Source organism: Shinella sedimenti, from assembly GCF_022601905.1.
In the GTDB taxonomy this organism is placed as follows: Bacteria; Pseudomonadota; Alphaproteobacteria; order Rhizobiales; family Rhizobiaceae; genus Shinella; species Shinella sedimenti.
Genome location: NZ_JAKVIN010000006.1, coordinates 21,512 through 38,402 on the forward strand (window position 1 = coordinate 21,512; position 16,891 = coordinate 38,402).

The window sequence follows — 16,891 nt, forward strand, 5'->3', positions numbered from 1 at the left end:
CGAAAAGCGCCCCTTTCGGCAGGAGAGGGGCGTTGTTCGTTGCAGGCGTCAGGCTTGCTTGTGCAGCCCGGGGAAATAGCGCGAGCCGGTGGCGGACATGCCGATTTCCCGCGCTGCCTGTTCCAGATCCGGCGCAAGCTCCTTCATGCGATCCGGTGTCATGCGCACGGCAGGGCCGGCAATCGACAGGCAGCTGATCACCCGGTCGCCGCCGAAGACCGGCACTGCCATGGCCGCCATGCCGACAATATAGCTGTCGATCGACACGGCGTAGCCGCGCTTGCGGGTTTCGGCCAGCACGGTCAGCAGCTCGGCGATCGTTTTCGGCGCGCCCGGTCCGGTGGGTTTGGAGGAATCGATCAGCCCCTGCCGCGAGACCCGCTCCAGCGCTTCCTCGTCGCTCATCGCCGATAGCCATGCCTGCCCGCCGGCGCTGGAGGCGAGGTGTACCACCACGCCCTGTTCCTGGCCCGGGTCATAACGCAGGCCGCCCGTCGCACCCTGCGCCACGGCCACCCAGATGAGGTCGTCGCCGTCGATCACGGAAAGACGAATGAGTTCGCCGCTGGCCTGGGCAAGCCGGTCGAGAATAGGCTGCGCGACGTCGCCGACACCGGTCCGACCCAGGAAGCCCACGCCGAGGGCCGCAAGCTTCATGGTGAGCGCATAATCGCCCTGGTCCTGCACCTGGCGGACATAGCCGAGCCGTATCAGCTCATTGAGCGTGCGGTGCACCCCGCTTGCAGGCTGGTTGACCTGACCCGCGATGGAGGAGACGGATAGGCCGCCCGGCTTGGCAGCCAGCAGCTCGATGATATTCAAGGATTTTTCAAGCGTGCTCATACTCGTTCCAATATGGATTGTTATTCCATTTTGACCCTGCGCGTCGTGCAGTCAAGGCCTTTCAGCGAGGGAACGCCAACACGGAAAGGCCGCCCGCGGAAACCGCGTGCGGCTATCGATAAAACGCTGTTGGAAACGACGGCTCAGACTCTCTCGAGAGCGATTGCGATACCCTGGCCGACACCGATGCACATCGTTGCCAATGCCTTCGACTTGCCGGTGATCGAGAGTTCGAGGGCTGCGGTACCGGCGATGCGTGCGCCGGACATGCCGAGCGGATGCCCCAGCGCGATCGCTCCACCGTTCGGGTTCGCGCGCGGATCGTCATCGGCGATCCCGAGCTGGCGGAGCGTTGCAAGGCCTTGGGAGGCAAAGGCTTCGTTGAGTTCAATGACGTCGAGATCGCCGGCCGTCCAGTTGATGCGGTTCAGCAGCTTCTGCGAGGCCGGTGCCGGGCCGATACCCATGATGCGCGGGGGAACACCCGCCGTCGCGCCCCCGACGATGCGGGCAATCGGAGTGAAACCATATTTCTTCGCCGCCGCTGCCGAGGCGACGATGAGCGCCGCTGCGCCGTCATTGACGCCGGAGGCGTTGCCTGCGGTGACGGTCGCGCCATCCATGCGGTTTACCGGTTTGAGCTTGGCAAGCGCTTCCAGGCTGGTGGCACGCGGATGCTCGTCCTGTGCCACGGTCAGCGGATCGCCCTTCTTCTGGGGGATGCTGACGGGCACGATTTCCCTGGCGAGACGGCCATTGGCCTGTGCAGCGGCGGCCTTCTCCTGGCTGCGGACGGCAAAGGCATCCTGATCCTCGCGCGAGACCTTATAGTCGATGGCGACGTTGTCGCCGGTCTCCGGCATGGAATCGAGGCCATAGAGCGCCTTCATGACCGGGTTGACGAAGCGCCAGCCGATGGTGGTGTCGTGTATCTCCGCCTTGCGCGAAAAGGCCGCGTCGGCCTTGGGCATAACGAAGGGTGCGCGGCTCATGCTTTCCACGCCGCCGGCAATCATAAGCTCGGCTTCGCCGGCCTTGATGGCGCGCGCGGCGATGATGACGGCATCCATGCCCGAGCCGCACAGGCGGTTGACGGTCGTGCCGGTAATGGAGACCGGCAGTCCCGCCAGAAGCAGCGACATGCGGGCGACGTTGCGGTTGTCTTCGCCCGCCTGGTTGGCGCAGCCGAACACCACGTCGTCGACAGCCTCCCAGTCGACGGACGTGTTGCGCTCCTGCAGGGCCTTGAGCGGGAGGGCGCCAAGATCGTCGGCGCGCACGGAGGACAGGGCACCGCCGAAACGGCCGATGGGCGTGCGGATATAATCGCAGATGAAGACTTCGGTCATGGTTTTGGTGTCCTCACAGTTCCGGGGCGACGAGATCGGCGACGGGGCCATCGGTGTGCAGCTTTGCGCCGGTCTTTGCCTGGAGATCCTCGAAGGAGAGGCCCGACAACTTTTCCCGCAGCACAAAGCGGCCGTCCACGATGTCGATCACGGCAAGGCTGGTGTATACGCGCGTGATGCAGCCGACGCCGGTCAACGGGAAGGTGCAGGCTTCCACCAGCTTGGGTTTGCCGTCCTTGGTGACGTGTTCGGTGATGACGAAGACCTGCTTTGCGCCATGCACAAGGTCCATCGCGCCGCCGACGGCAGGAACGCCCTTGGAACCGACGCGCCAGTTTGCGAGATCACCGTTCTGGGCCACCTGATAGGCGCCGAGAATGGCGACATCCAGATGGCCGCCGCGCACCATGGCGAAGCTGTCGGCGTGGTGGAAAAAGGAGGCGCCGGGCTTCAGCGTCACGGCCTTCTTGCCGGCGTTGATCAGGTCCCAGTCCTCTTCGCCCTCGGCCGGCGGTTCGCCGAAATCAAGAATGCCGTTTTCCGTATGGAAGATGGCCTGCCGACCGGGCGGCTGGTAGCGCGCGACCATTTCCGGGAAGCCGATGCCGAGATTGACATAAGCACCGTCCTGGATGTCCTGCGCGGCGCGCCAGGCGATCTGGGCGTTGGAAAGCTTGAGGTCTTCTGTGGTTTCGACGGTCATGCGTAAACGGCTCCCGACCGGATGAGGACTTCTTCCTGTTGCGGATTGGCGATCTCGACGACGCCATCGACGAAAATACCCGGTGTCACGACATGCTCGGGGTCGATGCCGCCGAGCGGCAGGATCTTGGAGACCTGCGCGATGGTCTTGGCCGCGGCCATGCACATCAGCGGATTAAAGTTGCGCGCAGCCTTGTTGTAGGTGAGGTTGCCGTGGATATCGCCGACATGCGCCTTCACGATGGCGAAATCGGCCTTGAGCCAGCGCTCCTGCACATAGGCGCGGCCATCGAATTCGGCGATGACCTTGCCCTCGGCAAGTTCCGTGCCGTAGCCCGTCGGTGTGTAGAAGGCGGGAATGCCCGCGCCGCCGGCGCGGATGCGCTCGGCGAGCGTGCCCTGCGGCACGAGTTCCAACTCCACCTTGCCGGCGAGATAGGCTTCCGTGAAGGCGCGGGGGTCAGACGAGCGCGGGAAGGAGCAGATCATCTTCTTCACCAGCCCGGCATCAATCATCGCGGCGATGCCGATGCGGCCGTTGCCGGCATTGTTGTTGATGACGGTCAGCCCCTTCGGGCCCTTGTCGATCAGGGCGTGGATCAGCTCGATGGGCGCGCCCGAGCCGCCGAAGCCGCCGATCATGACCGTCGCGCCATCGCCGATCCCGGCGACGGCCTCGGCCGCACTCGCGATTGTCTTGTCCATGTTTCAAACCTCCATGCGACGGCTGATCTATGAGCCGCCGTTTTCGGTTGGGACTAAAGGCGCAAAAGCGTTCGACGACAACCAATTTGTGCGTTATATAACTTTTGTTCGAATATCGCACAAAATGGGGCGCCTAATGACGGTGAAAGAACGGGACATGATGGGCGGGCTCGCCAAGGGGCTGAAGGTGATCGAGGCCTTCAGCGCCGAGCGTCCGCGTCTTTCCATTGCCGAGGCGGCCGACATCGCCGGGCTCGACCGCGCGACGACGCGCCGCTGTCTGCTGACGCTTTCCGAACTCGGCTATGCCGCCTATGACGGCAAGTTCTTCACCGTCACCCCGCGCATCCTCCGGCTGGGCACCGGCTGTCTTGCCACCATGCCGCTGCCGCGCATCGTCCAGCCGACGCTCGACCTTCTGTCGGAAGAGATCGGGCAGAGCACGTCGGTATCGATCCTCGACGAGTGGGAAATCGTCTATGTGGCCCGCGCCGCCCAGCAGCGCGTGATGTCCATCGCGCTGATGCCCGGTTCCAGACTGCCGGCCTATTGCACGTCGATGGGCCGCGTGTTGCTGGCCGCGCGTGCGGAAGAAGAGGCGCTGGCGCTGCTCGAGGCCTCCCCGCGCGTGGCCCGGACCGAGCGCACGGTGACGGAGTTGCCCGCGCTTATGGCGGCCTTGGCGGATGTACGCCGGCTCGGCTTCGCAACCATCGATCAGGAGGTGGAGACGGGGCTGCGCTCCATCGCCGTGCCGTTGCGCACGTCGCGCGGCAAAACCATCGCTGCGCTCAATGTAGGCCTTGCCGCCACCGCGGAACCGATGGCGGCCATTGTCGAACGCTATCTGCCGGCGCTGTTGAAGAGGCAGGTCGAGCTTGCATCGATGCTGGCCTGATCAGTAGGGCAGGCCGACATAGTTTTCGGCGAGCGCCGTCTGCGCGGCCGTCGAACCCGCGAGATATTCGATTTCCGCCCCCTGCATGCGGCGAAGGAATTCCCCTTCGTCCGGGAAGGTGTGCAGCATGCGCGTCATGGACCAGGAGAACCGCGAGGCCTTCCAGACGCGGGCGAGTGCCGTGGCGGAGTAGGACGTCAGGTGGCCATCGTCGCCGGCATAGTGGGCGATCAGCGCTCGCGAAAGGTAATAGACATCGGAGGCGGCAAGGTTCAGGCCTTTTGCGCCCGTCGGTGGCACGATATGAGCCGCATCGCCTGCCAGATACAGCCGTCCCCAGCTCATGGGCTCGTAAATGAAGCTTCTGAGCGGCGCGATGGATTTCTCGATCGAGGGTCCGGTTTCCAAGGTGTCCGCCAGTTCTGCGGGCAGTCGACGGCGCAGTTCCGTCCAGAAGGCCTCGTCGCCCCAGTCCTCCGTCTTGTCGGTCAAGGGTACCTGCAGATAGTGGCGGCTGAGACGGGCATTGCGCATGGAGCACAGCGCGAAGCCACGATCCGAGCCGGCATAGACCAGCTCGTGTTGAAGCGGTTTCGTTTCCGAGAGAATGCCAAGCCAGCCGAACGGGTAGACGTGCTCATATTCGCGGCGTGTCGTTTCGGGGATGGTCCTGCGGCTGACGCCGTGGAAGCCGTCGCAGCCGGCGATGTAATCGCAGTCGATGCGATGGCTCGTTCCACCATGGGTGAAGGTCACATAGGGCGCGCCACCATCGGCCCCGTGAATCTCGACGCCTTCGGCCTCGTGGTAGATCGGCGCTTCGGTGCGCTCCAGTTCCTCATAGAGGTCGCGCGTCACTTCCGTCTGGCCATAGATCGTCACCGAGCTGCCGGTCAGGGCCTTGAAATCGATATGGACCTGCTTGCCATGTGCGGCAAGCAGCGTGCCGTCATGCACGAAGCCCTCGGCATCAAGCCGCTTGCCGACACCCGCCTCGCGCAGCATGTCGCAAAGCCCCTGTTCCAGCACACCGGCCCGGATGCGCGCGAGCACATAGGCGCGCGCGCGCTGTTCCAATACGACGGCATCCACACCCTTGCGGCGCAGAAGAAGTGACAGCAGCAAGCCCGAAGGCCCGCCGCCGATGATGACGACCTGATGACGCATGGTGCGTTCGCTCCCGAGATTACAGCGGTGAAAAGGCAAGCGGGCGCAGCACGATATGGCTGCTGCCCCCCGCCAGAGGGATGGACGGAACGGGATCGGGGCTGCGAGGCAGAAGCGAGAGGGTGCCCGCCGCCCGGCCGGAAAGCACCGTCCATGTCGCAACCGCGCCGTCGATCGGCTCGCCGGACACGAGCGCGGCGCAGGTCGGCGCAAAGAGCGGCTTGCCCGCCGCCCGTCCCGGATGCGGCTTTCGCCTGTCCGCAACGATTGCCTCGAAGGCAGCGGAGGATGCGACCGTTTGAAGGAAGCGGTTTTCCTGCTCCTCCACCAGCGCGAAGGCCTTGGGAATGAAGCCTTCAACCCAGGCCGCCGCGGTGGCGAGCGAAGCGCGGCAGGCCTCGCGCTCGGCCCAGTCGGCATAGGACCAGAGGTGGTGGATTGTGTTGAGCGGACCGGTTTCGCCAAGCCAGTAGCCGGCAAGGGGCAGGTGCCGCGTAACCAGCGGCAGCCCCTCGTCGGCGAGCAGCGCAAGGTAATCGCCGGCCGCGCCGGGCTTCAGGCGGTAGCTTCGCCACTCATGGATCATGTCGGTCTCCCATGGTGCGCAAACTGACCATAGGGACCGATTTGGGAAATGGACGGAGCGTCGGAAAGATTGGACGATACCCGGTGGGCCGTCAGCTATCGTGATGCAGCGCCTGTTTTCGGAAGGCTCCGGGCGAGACGCCGACGCGCTGGGTGAAGAAGCGGTTGAAATAGGCGGGATCGTCGAAGCCCGTGAGATGGGCCACCTGCGCCACGCTGCTTTCCGTATAGACGAGGTAGCGTTTCGCCTCGATGACAATGCGCTCATAGAGGAGGTCTGAGGCCGTCTTGCCGGCCCTGGCCTTGCAGGCTGCGTTCAGGCGCGCCTGGGTGACGGCGAGATCGCCGGCATAGAAGGCCAGCGAACGTTCATTGCGGAAATGATCCTCAAGCAGGGCACGGTAACGAACGAGAAGATCGTAGTCGCGGTCAGGCGCGGCAATACCAGGATCGTCATGCGACACATTCAGCCTGAGCACGACGACGAGGACGCGCATGAACTGCGCCATGATCGCCGTGCGCCGCCCGGGCGCCGACCAGATGAACTCACGGTGCATCCACTCGAAGGTCTCCATGACGGCTGGGATGGAGACGCCGGTCCCTTCCAGCGGATAGACCGCCGGTCGTTCCGATGCCTGCGCCAGGCGTGCATCGGAGGCCGAGGCGGCCTTGAGGCAGCCGAGCGCGGCGGTAACGACAAAGCCGTCGGTGCCGGGGTTGAAGTCGATCTGGTGCACGATCCCGGCGGGCACGACGAGGATGCCCGGGGCGGGGATCTCCAGGACCTGTTCTTCCATGCGGATGGAGCCGCCCCCGCTTTTCACCAGCAGAACCTGCATGTGATCGGGATGGGAATGCGGACGAATTCTCCAATCGTTCGGGCCGCTGCGGTCGCGGATCGGCTCGACATGGAGGAAGTCGAGTTCGACGTCTGCGCCTTGATCGCCATAGAGATAGTAATGCGGAATGCTGCGCCCGGCCCCGTTCGCCATTTCTTCTCCCCGGTTTCTCACAATCGAATTGTGCAATAATTCCACGGGTGCGTCCATTGGTTCGGCTTGGCCCGCGGCTTAGCAAGATGTCCTGCCATTCATGACAGGGAGGATCCGATGGAGCGGCTTGAGGAGAAAGAGCGCGTCTGCGACGTGCTGGTCATAGGGTCGGGTGCTGGCGGTCTCGCCACGGCCATCGTCGCGAAGAAACACGGTCTTTCCGTCATCGTCATCGAGAAGGAACCGGTGTTCGGCGGAACCACTGCTTTCTCCGGCGGCGTTCTCTGGATACCCGGCAATCGCCATGGCAAGGCCAACAATCCTGCCGATACGCGCGAGGCGGCACGCCGCTACATGAAGGCGGAGACGGGAAACTGGTTCGATGAAAGGGCCGTCGATGCCTTCCTCGATGCCGGCCCCAAGATGCTCGACTGGTTCGAGACGCAGACGGACGTCAAGTTCGTGCCGACGCTCTATCCCGATTACCACCCGACGGTGGATGGCGGCGCCGATGTCGGCCGCTCGGTGCTTGCCGAACCCTTCGACACGAGTTCGCTCGGTGACAACCTGAAACGCCTGCGTCCACCGCTCTCGACCATCACCTTCATGGGCATGATGTTCAATTCGTCCAATGCGGACATCAAGCACTTCTTCAATGCCACGAAATCGCTGACGTCGTTCGCCTATGTTCTGAAGCGACTTGCGGCCCATGCGGGCGAGGTGGCGCGCTATGGACGCGGCGTGCAGGTGACGAGCGGAAACGCGCTCGCCGCCCGGCTGGCGAAGAGCTGCTTTGATCTTGGGATTCCGATCCTGACGGAAACGCCGGCGCTGCGTCTCGTCAAGGAAGGCGCCCGCGTGAGGGGGGCTGAGGTCGGTGGCGCCGAGCCCGGCACCATCACCGCGCGGCAAGGTGTGGTGCTGGCCTGCGGCGGCTACGCGCAGGATCTTGCCCGGCGGGCTGATGTCTATGCCCATCTCAAGTCCGGCAAGGCGGGGCATTATTCTCCGGTGCCGGAGGGCAATACCGGTGACGGTATTCGCCTTGGCGAGGCGGCGGGTGGCGCCTTCGATGCGGAATTTCCACAGCCGGCGGCCTGGATGCCGATAAGCAGGGTACCCGGACAGGGTGTTTTTCCGCATCTGCTCGACCGTTACAAGCCGGGCATGATCGCCGTGCTCTCCAACGGCAAGCGCTTCACGAACGAGAGCGAGAGCTACCACGACGTGGGTGCGGCGATGATCACTTCCGGTGAGGGCGCGGCGTGGTTGATCTGCGATCACCGCACCATCCGCAAATACGGTCTCGGCCATGCCAAGCCCGCGCCGATGCCGCTCTCTCTGTGGCTGCGCAGCGGCTATCTCAAGAAAGGCGGAACGCTGGCGGAGCTCGCGCGGGCCTGCGGCATCGAACCCGCCGCACTCGAAGCAACGGTGGCCGACTTCAACCGCGGCGCAAGAGTGGGGCGCGATGAGGCGTTCCATCGCGGCGAGACGTCGTTCAACCGCTATCTTGCAGATCCCGAAAACAAGCCGAACCCCTGCGTGGCGCCCGTCGAACAGGGACCGTTCTATGCGGTGAAGCTGGAGATGGGCGATCTCGGCACCTTTGACGGCCTGAAGACCACCGTGCCCGGCGAAGTGTTGGATCGTTCGGGCGGCGTCATCCCCGGCCTTTTCGCCGTCGGCAACGATCGGGCGTCGATCATGGGCGGCAACTATCCTGGAGCGGGCATCACGCTCGGTCCGGCCATGACCTTTGGCTGGATCACCGGCCGCTATCTTGCGGGCATCGCGCCCGATGCGAAGAAGAGGGAGGAAGCCGCATGAGCTGGCTTGGACTGGATGGAAAGACTGTCGTCATCACGGGCGCGGGAGGCGGGATCGGCCAGGCCTTGGCGCGGGCCTTTGCCGCAGAGGGTGTGCGTGTCGTCCTGCTCGATCGCACGGAAGAGCGTACCCGGGCGCTGGCGGACGAACTCGGCAACGGTGCCTTCGTGCTGTCCTGCGACCTCTCCAAGAGCGATGAGATCACCGCCGCTGCAACGGCGGTGGAGGCGCAAGGCGGGGCCGACATTCTCGTCAACAATGCCGGCATCCTGCGGCCAGGACCGCTCGAAAGCGTGAGCGAGGCCGACTGGTCGGCCATGCTCTCGGTCAATCTCAATGGCTATCTCGCGGCCGCGCAAGCTTTCGGCAGGGGTATGATTAAGCGCGGCAGCGGTACTCTCGTCCATGTGGCGAGCATCGCCGGCACGCATCCCCAGCCGTCAAGCGGCGCCTATTCGGCCTCCAAGGCGGCGATCCTGATGCTGTCGCGCCAGCTTGCCTATGAATGGGGTCCGAAGGGGATCCGCTCCAACACGGTCAGCCCCGGCCTCGTGCGCACGCCCCTTTCCGAGCCGTTCTATCGCGATGCAGAGGTAAAGGCGAAGCGGGAGGCTATGGTGCCTCTTGGGCGGATCGCCGAGCCGAAGGACATGGCGGACGTTGCGCTGTTCCTCGCCTCGCCTCGCGCGTCCTATGTGTCCGGGCAGGACATCGTGGTCGATGGCGGTCTGTCGCAAACCCTCATGGGTCTGGTGCCGAGACCTGGCTATGCGTGACGTAAAACACGCACTCGTCACCGGCGGTGCCGACGGGATCGGGCTTGCCATCGTGCAGGCCCTGGCGAATGCCGGCTATCGCGTCACCATCGCCGATCTCGATGGCGAGAAGGCTTCAGCGCGGGCTTTGGAGCTTGGCGAAGGCCATCGCGGTCTCGCCTGCGACATCACCGATGAGGCGCAGGCGATCGCGGCGGCGTCCGCGGCGCCCTTCGACGTTCTGGTCAACAATGCCGGCATCGGCGACAGCCACCTACCTACGCTGGAACAGGGGATCGATGCCTTCCGCAAGGTGCTCGACGTGCATCTTGCTGGCACCTTCCTGATGTCGCGCGAGGTTGGCCGAGGCATGGTTGCGCGCCAATCGGGCGCCATCGTCAACCTATCCTCGATTGCGGGACTGACGGGATTGCCGAAACGCAACGCCTACGGCGCCGCCAAGGCCGGCATCGTTGCCATGACGCGCGCCATGGCCTGCGAATGGGCGGGCAGGGGCGTGCGGGTCAATGCGGTTGCACCGGCCTTCGTGGAAACGGCGCTTGTCCACAAACTCGCCGATGCGGGGCGCATCGACCTGCCGACGTTGCGCCGTCGCACGCCGATCGGCCGATTGATCGCCGCGCAGGAAGTGGCGTCCGCCGTGGCCTTTCTCGCGTCGCCCGCAGCGTCCGGCATTACCGGTGCCGTCCTGCCGGTCGATGGCGGATGGACCGCCTTCGGTGATTTCGGGGATGCGTGGCGGGATGACGCCTAGCCGGCCACGGCGGGGAAAACACCCGCAAGTTTGGCAGGCGGCGGTGGAGCATAACCGCCGAGGCGGGAGGTGCGGATGTTGAGGCCGGCCATCGCTTCGGCCAGCTTCACTGCGCAGGACACGCCGTCGAGAACGGGTAGCCCGTGTTCGGCGGCGAGATCCGCAGCAAGGCTCGCCATGCCCGCGCAGCCGAGCACGATGGCTTCGGCGCGGTCCTCGCCGATGGCAAGACCGATCTCGGCACTGATCTTCTGGCGGGCGTTGGAGCCAGGCTGTTCCAGTTCCAGCACGGCGACTTCCGAGGAACGCACGCGGGCGCAGCGCGCATCGAGCCCGTAGCGGGCAAGATTGTGTTCCAGCGCCGGCACCGAGCGGGCCAGCGTGGTCACGACGGTGAACTTGTTCGAGATCATCGAAGCGAAGTGATAGGCGGCCTCGCCGATGCCGATCACCGGCTTGTCGGTCAGGCAGCGGGCGGCATCAAGGCCCGTATCGTCGAAACAGGCGATAACGACGGCATCGCAATCCGGGTTACGGCGGATTGCGTCGAGCAGGCCGGCAAGGCTCATCGCCTCATCGAAATAGCCCTCGATCGAAACAGGGCCATGGACGGGATTGATTGCGGTCACCTGCGTGCTGGGAGAGGCGGCGGCACGCGCCGCCTTCCCGATATGCGCCGTCATCGAGGCGGTTGTGTTAGGATTGATGACGAGGATTTTCATGTCAGAGTTCGCCTCCGAGGTAGGCAGCCTTGATGCGGTCGTCGTTCATCAGTTCCTTGGAATTACCCGACAGCGCGATAGACCCGGTGGAAAGCGCATAGGCGCGGTTGGAGATGGACAGAGCCATGCGGCTGTTCTGCTCAACGAGAAGGATGGAGACCTTCTCGTCGCGGCTGATCGCGACAATGGCGCGTGCGATGTCCTGCACGAGCTTCGGGGCAATGCCGAGCGATGGTTCATCCAGAAGCAGCAGCTTCGGGCGTGCCATCAGAGCGCGGCCGATCACCATCATCTGCTGTTCGCCGCCGGACATGGTGCTGGCCTGCTGGTGATAACGCTCGCGCAGCCGCGGAAACCGCGTCAGCACGCTTTCCAGCGTCTGTTCGATTTCGGCTTTATCGGTGCGTGTAAACGCCCCCATCAGGAGATTGTCCTTCACCGACATCAACGGAAAGGCGCGGCGCCCTTCCGGCACCATGGAAATGCCCCTGCGGACGATATCCGATGCCGATGTGCCGTCGAGCCGCTCGCCCTGATAGAGGATCCGCCCGGACTTGAGTGGCCGAAGCCCCGTGATCGCCCGCAGGATCGAGGACTTTCCCGCACCGTTCGCGCCGATCAGCGCGACGGTTTCGCCTTCCGCCACATCGATGGACACGCCTTTCAGCGCATAGATGTGGTCGTAATAGAGTTCGATGTTCTCAACGCTCAATATGTTCGTCATGGCTTACATCCCGATCGCCGCATCTTCGGAGCCGAGATAGGCCTCGATGACCTGCTCGTTCTCACGGATTTCCTGGGGCGTGCCTTCGGCGATCTTCTGGCCGAAATTGATGCACACGATCCGGTCGCTGATCTTCATGACCGCAGGCATGTCATGCTCGACCAGGAGCACGGTGACGCCGCGCTCGTCGCGCAGACGCCGCACGAGCGCGACCATCTTCATGGTCTCGTCATGGTTCATGCCGGCAAAGGGCTCATCCAGCAGAATGACCTTCGGATCGGTGGCAAGGCCGATTGCCATGCCGAGTGCGCGCAGATGTCCCTGCGGCAGGTTGGAGGCGAGTTCGTTGCGGATGGCCTGAAGGCCGAGGAAATCAACGATATCGTCGGCCGAGGCAGCGAAGGCTTGCTCGTCCTCCTTCGCCTGCTTCGTGCCGAGGAAGAAGCCGAGAAGGCTCGCTTTCGAGCGCAGGTGATGGGAGACGATGATGTTTTCGCGCACCGTCATGGAGCGAAAGATCGTCGTTTCCTGGAAGGTTCGCACGACGCCCATGCGGGCCACCTTGTGCGGGGCAAGGCTCGATATGCGCTCGCCGTTGAAGATGACCTCGCCGGATGTCGCCGGCACGAAGGAGGAAATCAGCTTGAAGAGCGTCGACTTGCCGGCGCCGTTCGGACCGATCACCGAGAGGATTTCGCCCTTGCTGACGTCGAAGGAAACGTCGTTGACCGCTGTCAGGCCGCCGTAGCGTTTGGTGATGTTGCGAATTTGCAGGATCGGGCTCATGCGCGGCCCTCCTTCTTGTCGAGAAGGCTGAGGACACCGTTCGGCAGGACAAGCATCAGCAGGATCATGATGCCGGAGTAGATGAGAAGCTGGTACTCACGGGCAATCGACAACAGGTCCCAGCCGAAATAGAGCAGCAGCGTGCCGAGCATCGGGCCGAAGACGTAACCGAGGCCGCCGAGGAAGCAGTAGAGCATGAAGTTCACGCTGTCTGCGACCACGAAGGAGGACGGGTAGATCGACTGGGCGATGGAGGCGAACATGGCGCCCGCGATGCCGCCGAAGAACGACGAGATCGCATAGGCGAGCACCCGCAGATAGGGCGTGTTGACCCCGATCGACGCCGAGAGCTCCTCGTTCTGCTGGAGGCTGCGGCAGAGGTGGCCGAGCCTGGAGTTCACGATGCGCCAGAGGACAAGATAGGTGATGGCCATCAGCACGACGGCCATGACGTAGAAGCCGAAACGCGGATTGGCGAGCGAGCCGAAGGCCGGGATGAGGGTGATGCCGAAGAGCGAGAGCTCACCCGGTAACGGGATGGAGGTGATGCCCTTTGCGCCATTGGTAATCGGCAGCGCCAGGGCAGTGAGGCGCGCGACTTCGGTGAGCACGAGCGTCACCATGGCGAAGTAGACGCCGCGCAGACGCAGGATCGGCAGGCCGATCAGGACCGAGATCACCGCGCAGAACAGGCCCGCGAGCGGCAAGGTCAGCCAGAAGGGGACGCCGGCCTGCGTGACGAGGATGGTCGAGACGTAGCCGCCCACCAGCGCATAGGCACCCTGGCCGATGTTGATGCGGCCGATATAGAAGGTCAGCCAGACACCGGCCGCGCCGACGGAGAGAAGGGCCACGGATGTAAGCGTGTAGTAGAAATCCGACCGTCCGGTCGCCTTGATGATGAGCGGCACCAACACGAAGACGGCGAGAAGGAAGGCGGCAAAGCCAAGGAGTTTTTTCGCGTTCATGATCTTAACCCCACGGCTTGCCCATCAGCCCCTGCGGGCGGACGGCCAGGAACACCATCAGCGTGGCGAAAATGACGAGATAGGTGATGTCGCCGTAGGCCGAGAGCACGGTCAGGCCCACGCTTTCCATCATGCCGAGGATGAAGCCGCCGGCGATCGCGCCCGAGATCACGCCGGCGCCGCCGATCATGATCATCAGGAAGGCCTTGACCGAAGTGGGGCCGCCCATGCCGAGATTGACGCCGGTAATGGTGACGAGCAGGCCGCCGACGAGACCGGCGAGCATGGCGCCGAGCGCAAAGCCGATCATGGAATAGCGCGCGACATTCACGCCCATGAGCTGGGCGGCCATCTTGTCCTGTGCCAGGGCGCGCATGGCGCGGCCGGTTCGCGAATAGTTCATGAAGCCGATGAAGACGACGATGAGCAGGATGGCGAGGACGCCGATCAGGATGCGGTCGTAGGGCATGATGATGCGCATGTCCCAGTTGAACACGCCGTTCACGATCTTCGGCACGCCGCGCTGTTTTTCTCCAAAGGCGAGCAGAATGACGGCATCGAGGAAAAAGGCGATGCCGGCCGCGAGCAGCATGGTCGACTCATCGCGCTTGGAGCGTCGTATGACCGGCGCGAAAAGGAACTTCTCGATGGCGGCACCCATGATCGCCAGCACGAGGGCTGAAGCGAAGAGGCCGACGACGAAGGGCAGACCGAGCTGGACCACGACCGTATACGTAACGAAGCCGCCGAAGACGTACATCTGCCCGTGGGCGAAGTTCAGCACGTTCATCAGCGAGAAGATCAGGGTCAGTCCGAGGGCGATCAACGCATATTGCGCCCCGAGATAGAGACCGTTGGCGATTATCTGTTCCATCGTGAGCCTCCAATGGAAGGTTCAGGCAAGGTGGGACCCGGCCGGACTGCGCGTGCGTTCCGGGCCCCGTTCAGCAAATGCCTGGGCTCTGGTCAGTCGACCTGGCCGACGAACAGCGTTTCGAACTTGCCGCCCTTATACTCGTTGACGACGAGCGGAACGGAGACCTGACGCTTCTGGCCGAAAGAGGTCATGCCGACATATTTCAGCTTGGCATCCCCCTTCATGAAGGGGTTGGCGGCTTCGAACGTGTCAATGGTCTTCTTGTATTCCTCGACATTGTCGATTGCCGCAGGGTTCGCCTTCAGCGTTTCGATGATGTATTCGAGCGCATAGACCTTGGTGTTGGACTCGTCGTTGTATTCGCCGAACATCTTGGTGTAGCGTTCGACGAACTCCTTCATCGTATCGCTGGCGAGTTCCGGTGTGGATGCGCCGCCGACCGAGATGAAGCCCTCGGCAAGTTCGCCGGCACCTTCCTGCAGAACCGTCGCATCCTGCCCCGTTTCCGTGGAAATGAAACCGGTATAGCCAAGCTCGCGGGCCGAGCGGATGAGCTGCGGAGCGTTGGCGGGCGAAACGCCCGAGAGAACGAGCAGGTCGGGCGAGGCCTGGATGACGGGCAGCAGCACCGGCGTGAAGTCTGTGGTGTCCACCTGATACGTCACGTTGCCGGACACCACTTCGAGGTCCAGCGCCTGCGCGGCCGCGATGCCGGATTCACGCTGGCTGAGCGGGTCGGACTCGTTGGCCGCGACGAAGGCCACCTTCTTCACGCCCTTGTTTTCCTTGAGATATTTGTAGATGGCCGGGCCAGACTGATAGTTTGCGACCATGCCGAGGATCGCGTTGGATGCCGGCGCGGTGAAGAGCTCCTTGGGGAAAGCGTAGGGGAAATACATGATGCCGTTCTGCTCGGCGACCGGGCGAACGGCGGCCGCGCCGTCATCGACGTTCGGGCCGACGACATAGTGCACACCGTCCTGGGCCATCTTTTCCATGCCGGCGATGGCGCGCTTTGGGTCCTTCTGGTCATCGAAGGGCACGATCTGGATATTGTAGGTCTTGTCGCCGATCTTCACGCCGCCAAGTTCGTTCAGCCAGGCTGCGCGCGTTTCCATGGAGCGCTGGTTGGAAATGCCCCAGGCCGCGGCCGGGCCGGAGGTGACGCCGACGAAGCCGATCTTCAGGGTGGCGTTTTCGGCGTGGGCCATCAGCGGCATCGACAGGACGGTCGCTGCGGCGAGGGCGGAGAATTTCAGGAATGTACGCTTGTGCATGATGTTCTTCCTCTGGGCCATTGATTATTTTCTATCGGCAAGCGGGCCGCTAATGGCGGTCATGCTCAGCCTTGGCCCAGTCATTGAGCGTATTGTTAACAATCTTGTCAAGTGGGTGTAAACAAATCAACGAGCGCCGTGTCGACGAAATGGGCGCTTGTTGGTGAACCAAATCGGACCTATTTAGTGATATGCGATCCCGAGGCGCATGAGGTGAATTCGGTGGTGAATGTAGACAGGGACGACCTGGTCGAGGCGGACGAGAGCGATATTGTCGATCGCATTTTCGAAGCGGTGATCGAGCAGAGATTGCCCCCGGGCACGAAGCTTTCCGAGTCCGCGCTGTGCGAGGCGTTCGGCGTCGGACGCATGCGCATTCGCCGCAGCCTGCTTCTGCTGGCAAGCCGCGAAGTCGTGGAACTGCACGCCAATCGCGGCGCCTTCGTTGCCTCTCCGACCGCCGAGCAGGCGCGCGAAGTCTTCGAGGCGCGCCTGGCTCTGGAGCCCAACATTGCCCGGCTTGCCGTCCAGCGAGCGACGGACGAAGACATAGCCCAGCTCAACCGGCATCTCGAAATGGAATATGTCGCCCATAAGGAGCGGCACCGGCACGATGCCATCCGCCTGTCCGGTCAGTTTCATACCCTGATGGCGCAGATCGCCGGCAATGCCGTTCTCCTGCGCACGATGAAGGAGCTGGTGACGCGGACGTCGCTGATCATTGGGATCTTCGGGGCGCCCGGTGTCAGCAACTGTCGCGACGACGACCACGCGGCCATTGTCGGATCTTTCCACACAAGGGACGCCGAAAAGGCGGCGTGGATGATGACGCTTCACCTGCGCCATATCGAAAGCCATCTCCGGCTTGGTTCCCCAGAGACCGGTGCGGTGGATCTTGTCCAGCTTTTTGCAAAGGGCTGAGCCGGTCACAAGGCC

At 63.5% G+C, this 16,891-nt stretch carries 18 protein-coding genes; 5 read left to right on the forward strand and 13 right to left on the reverse strand.

Features of this window, described 5'->3' with window-relative positions; genetic code table 11:
* Nucleotides 1–48: 48 nt before the first annotated feature.
* From MKI86_RS14420 to MKI86_RS14435, 4 genes are all read right to left on the reverse strand, one after another.
* Nucleotides 49–843 (reverse strand): IclR family transcriptional regulator, encoded by a 795-nt coding sequence (locus tag MKI86_RS14420; protein ID WP_241601615.1) that lies wholly within the window; start codon nt 841–843, stop codon nt 49–51.
* Between the two features lie 143 nt (nt 844–986).
* On the reverse strand, nt 987–2,192 hold the full coding sequence (gene pcaF / locus MKI86_RS14425; RefSeq protein ID WP_241601616.1) for a 3-oxoadipyl-CoA thiolase: 1,206 nt from the start codon (nt 2,190–2,192) through the stop codon (nt 987–989).
* Between the two features lie 13 nt (nt 2,193–2,205).
* Nucleotides 2,206–2,895, reverse strand: coding sequence for a CoA transferase subunit B (locus tag MKI86_RS14430; protein WP_241601617.1), 690 nt, complete (start codon nt 2,893–2,895; stop codon nt 2,206–2,208).
* Nucleotides 2,892–3,599, reverse strand: coding sequence for a 3-oxoacid CoA-transferase subunit A (locus MKI86_RS14435; RefSeq protein WP_241601618.1), 708 nt, complete (start codon nt 3,597–3,599; stop codon nt 2,892–2,894). The genes MKI86_RS14430 and MKI86_RS14435 overlap by 4 nt, the downstream gene beginning before the upstream one ends.
* 136 nt (nt 3,600–3,735) lie before the next feature.
* Here MKI86_RS14435 and MKI86_RS14440 point away from each other — a divergent pair, with 136 nt between their 5' ends.
* Nucleotides 3,736–4,497 carry an IclR family transcriptional regulator domain-containing protein gene (locus MKI86_RS14440; protein WP_241601619.1) on the forward strand — a complete coding sequence of 254 codons (762 nt, stop codon included), beginning with the start codon at nt 3,736–3,738 and terminating at the stop codon, nt 4,495–4,497.
* On the opposite strand, the gene pobA is transcribed toward MKI86_RS14440, so the two are convergent.
* From pobA to MKI86_RS14455, 3 genes are all read right to left on the reverse strand, one after another.
* Nucleotides 4,498–5,664: a 4-hydroxybenzoate 3-monooxygenase gene (gene pobA, locus MKI86_RS14445; RefSeq protein WP_241601620.1), complete on the reverse strand. Its 1,167-nt coding sequence runs from the start codon at nt 5,662–5,664 to the stop codon at nt 4,498–4,500.
* A gap of 19 nt (nt 5,665–5,683) precedes the next feature.
* Nucleotides 5,684–6,250 carry an NIPSNAP family protein gene (locus MKI86_RS14450; protein ID WP_241601621.1) on the reverse strand — a complete coding sequence of 189 codons (567 nt, stop codon included), beginning with the start codon at nt 6,248–6,250 and terminating at the stop codon, nt 5,684–5,686.
* A gap of 91 nt (nt 6,251–6,341) precedes the next feature.
* Nucleotides 6,342–7,241: a helix-turn-helix domain-containing protein gene (locus MKI86_RS14455; RefSeq protein WP_241601622.1), complete on the reverse strand. Its 900-nt coding sequence runs from the start codon at nt 7,239–7,241 to the stop codon at nt 6,342–6,344.
* 117 nt (nt 7,242–7,358) lie between these two features.
* Here MKI86_RS14455 and MKI86_RS14460 point away from each other — a divergent pair, with 117 nt between their 5' ends.
* From MKI86_RS14460 to MKI86_RS14470, 3 genes are read left to right on the forward strand one after another with little or no spacing between them, the layout of a single operon-like run.
* Nucleotides 7,359–9,071, forward strand: coding sequence for an FAD-dependent oxidoreductase (locus MKI86_RS14460; protein WP_241601623.1), 1,713 nt, complete (start codon nt 7,359–7,361; stop codon nt 9,069–9,071).
* Nucleotides 9,068–9,847 carry an SDR family NAD(P)-dependent oxidoreductase gene (locus tag MKI86_RS14465; RefSeq protein WP_241601624.1) on the forward strand — a complete coding sequence of 260 codons (780 nt, stop codon included), beginning with the start codon at nt 9,068–9,070 and terminating at the stop codon, nt 9,845–9,847. Before MKI86_RS14460 ends, MKI86_RS14465 begins: the two co-directional genes overlap by 4 nt.
* Nucleotides 9,840–10,601, forward strand: a complete 762-nt coding sequence (locus tag MKI86_RS14470) for an SDR family NAD(P)-dependent oxidoreductase (protein WP_241601625.1) — start codon at nt 9,840–9,842, stop codon at nt 10,599–10,601. Before MKI86_RS14465 ends, MKI86_RS14470 begins: the two co-directional genes overlap by 8 nt.
* Here MKI86_RS14470 and MKI86_RS14475 read toward each other — a convergent pair.
* The 6 genes from MKI86_RS14475 to MKI86_RS14500 all read right to left on the reverse strand — a co-directional run bounded on the left by MKI86_RS14475 (nt 10,598) and on the right by MKI86_RS14500 (nt 15,955).
* A complete protein-coding gene (locus MKI86_RS14475; protein WP_241601626.1) occupies nt 10,598–11,323 on the reverse strand; it encodes an aspartate/glutamate racemase family protein in 726 nt (241 codons plus the stop codon). The two genes, MKI86_RS14470 and MKI86_RS14475, sit on opposite strands and share 4 nt — an antisense overlap.
* Before the next feature lies 1 nt (nt 11,324).
* Complete coding sequence (locus MKI86_RS14480; protein WP_241601627.1) at nt 11,325–12,047, reverse strand: ABC transporter ATP-binding protein; 723 nt, start codon at nt 12,045–12,047, stop codon at nt 11,325–11,327.
* Nucleotides 12,048–12,050: 3 nt separating this feature from the next.
* Nucleotides 12,051–12,833 carry an ABC transporter ATP-binding protein gene (locus MKI86_RS14485; protein ID WP_241601628.1) on the reverse strand — a complete coding sequence of 261 codons (783 nt, stop codon included), beginning with the start codon at nt 12,831–12,833 and terminating at the stop codon, nt 12,051–12,053.
* A complete protein-coding gene (locus tag MKI86_RS14490) occupies nt 12,830–13,801 on the reverse strand; it encodes a branched-chain amino acid ABC transporter permease (RefSeq protein WP_241601629.1) in 972 nt (323 codons plus the stop codon). The genes MKI86_RS14485 and MKI86_RS14490 overlap by 4 nt, the downstream gene beginning before the upstream one ends.
* Nucleotides 13,802–13,805: 4 nt before the next feature.
* Entirely contained in the window at nt 13,806–14,675 is an 870-nt protein-coding gene (locus MKI86_RS14495) for a branched-chain amino acid ABC transporter permease (protein ID WP_241601630.1), read from the reverse strand.
* Between the two features lie 92 nt (nt 14,676–14,767).
* The gene (locus MKI86_RS14500) at nt 14,768–15,955 is read right to left on the reverse strand and encodes an ABC transporter substrate-binding protein (RefSeq protein WP_241601631.1); all 1,188 of its coding nucleotides are present in this window, start codon (nt 15,953–15,955) and stop codon (nt 14,768–14,770) included.
* Nucleotides 15,956–16,177: 222 nt separating this feature from the next.
* Between MKI86_RS14500 and MKI86_RS14505 the strand changes: the two genes are divergently transcribed.
* Nucleotides 16,178–16,876, forward strand: coding sequence for a GntR family transcriptional regulator (locus MKI86_RS14505; RefSeq protein WP_241601632.1), 699 nt, complete (start codon nt 16,178–16,180; stop codon nt 16,874–16,876).
* Nucleotides 16,877–16,891: the final 15 nt, after the last annotated feature.

Coding starts and splice junctions, on each gene's coding strand:
- MKI86_RS14420 (WP_241601615.1), bottom strand. CDS start 843: ATGAGCACGCTTGAAAAATCCTTGAATATCATCGAGCTGCTGGCTGCC.
- pcaF (WP_241601616.1), bottom strand. CDS start 2,192: ATGACCGAAGTCTTCATCTGCGATTATATCCGCACGCCCATCGGCCGT.
- MKI86_RS14430 (WP_241601617.1), bottom strand. CDS start 2,895: ATGACCGTCGAAACCACAGAAGACCTCAAGCTTTCCAACGCCCAGATC.
- MKI86_RS14435 (WP_241601618.1), bottom strand. CDS start 3,599: ATGGACAAGACAATCGCGAGTGCGGCCGAGGCCGTCGCCGGGATCGGC.
- MKI86_RS14440 (WP_241601619.1), top strand. CDS start 3,736: ATGACGGTGAAAGAACGGGACATGATGGGCGGGCTCGCCAAGGGGCTG.
- pobA (WP_241601620.1), bottom strand. CDS start 5,664: ATGCGTCATCAGGTCGTCATCATCGGCGGCGGGCCTTCGGGCTTGCTG.
- MKI86_RS14450 (WP_241601621.1), bottom strand. CDS start 6,250: ATGATCCATGAGTGGCGAAGCTACCGCCTGAAGCCCGGCGCGGCCGGC.
- MKI86_RS14455 (WP_241601622.1), bottom strand. CDS start 7,241: ATGGCGAACGGGGCCGGGCGCAGCATTCCGCATTACTATCTCTATGGC.
- MKI86_RS14460 (WP_241601623.1), top strand. CDS start 7,359: ATGGAGCGGCTTGAGGAGAAAGAGCGCGTCTGCGACGTGCTGGTCATA.
- MKI86_RS14465 (WP_241601624.1), top strand. CDS start 9,068: ATGAGCTGGCTTGGACTGGATGGAAAGACTGTCGTCATCACGGGCGCG.
- MKI86_RS14470 (WP_241601625.1), top strand. CDS start 9,840: ATGCGTGACGTAAAACACGCACTCGTCACCGGCGGTGCCGACGGGATC.
- MKI86_RS14475 (WP_241601626.1), bottom strand. CDS start 11,323: ATGAAAATCCTCGTCATCAATCCTAACACAACCGCCTCGATGACGGCG.
- MKI86_RS14480 (WP_241601627.1), bottom strand. CDS start 12,047: ATGACGAACATATTGAGCGTTGAGAACATCGAACTCTATTACGACCAC.
- MKI86_RS14485 (WP_241601628.1), bottom strand. CDS start 12,833: ATGAGCCCGATCCTGCAAATTCGCAACATCACCAAACGCTACGGCGGC.
- MKI86_RS14490 (WP_241601629.1), bottom strand. CDS start 13,801: ATGAACGCGAAAAAACTCCTTGGCTTTGCCGCCTTCCTTCTCGCCGTC.
- MKI86_RS14495 (WP_241601630.1), bottom strand. CDS start 14,675: ATGGAACAGATAATCGCCAACGGTCTCTATCTCGGGGCGCAATATGCG.
- MKI86_RS14500 (WP_241601631.1), bottom strand. CDS start 15,955: ATGCACAAGCGTACATTCCTGAAATTCTCCGCCCTCGCCGCAGCGACC.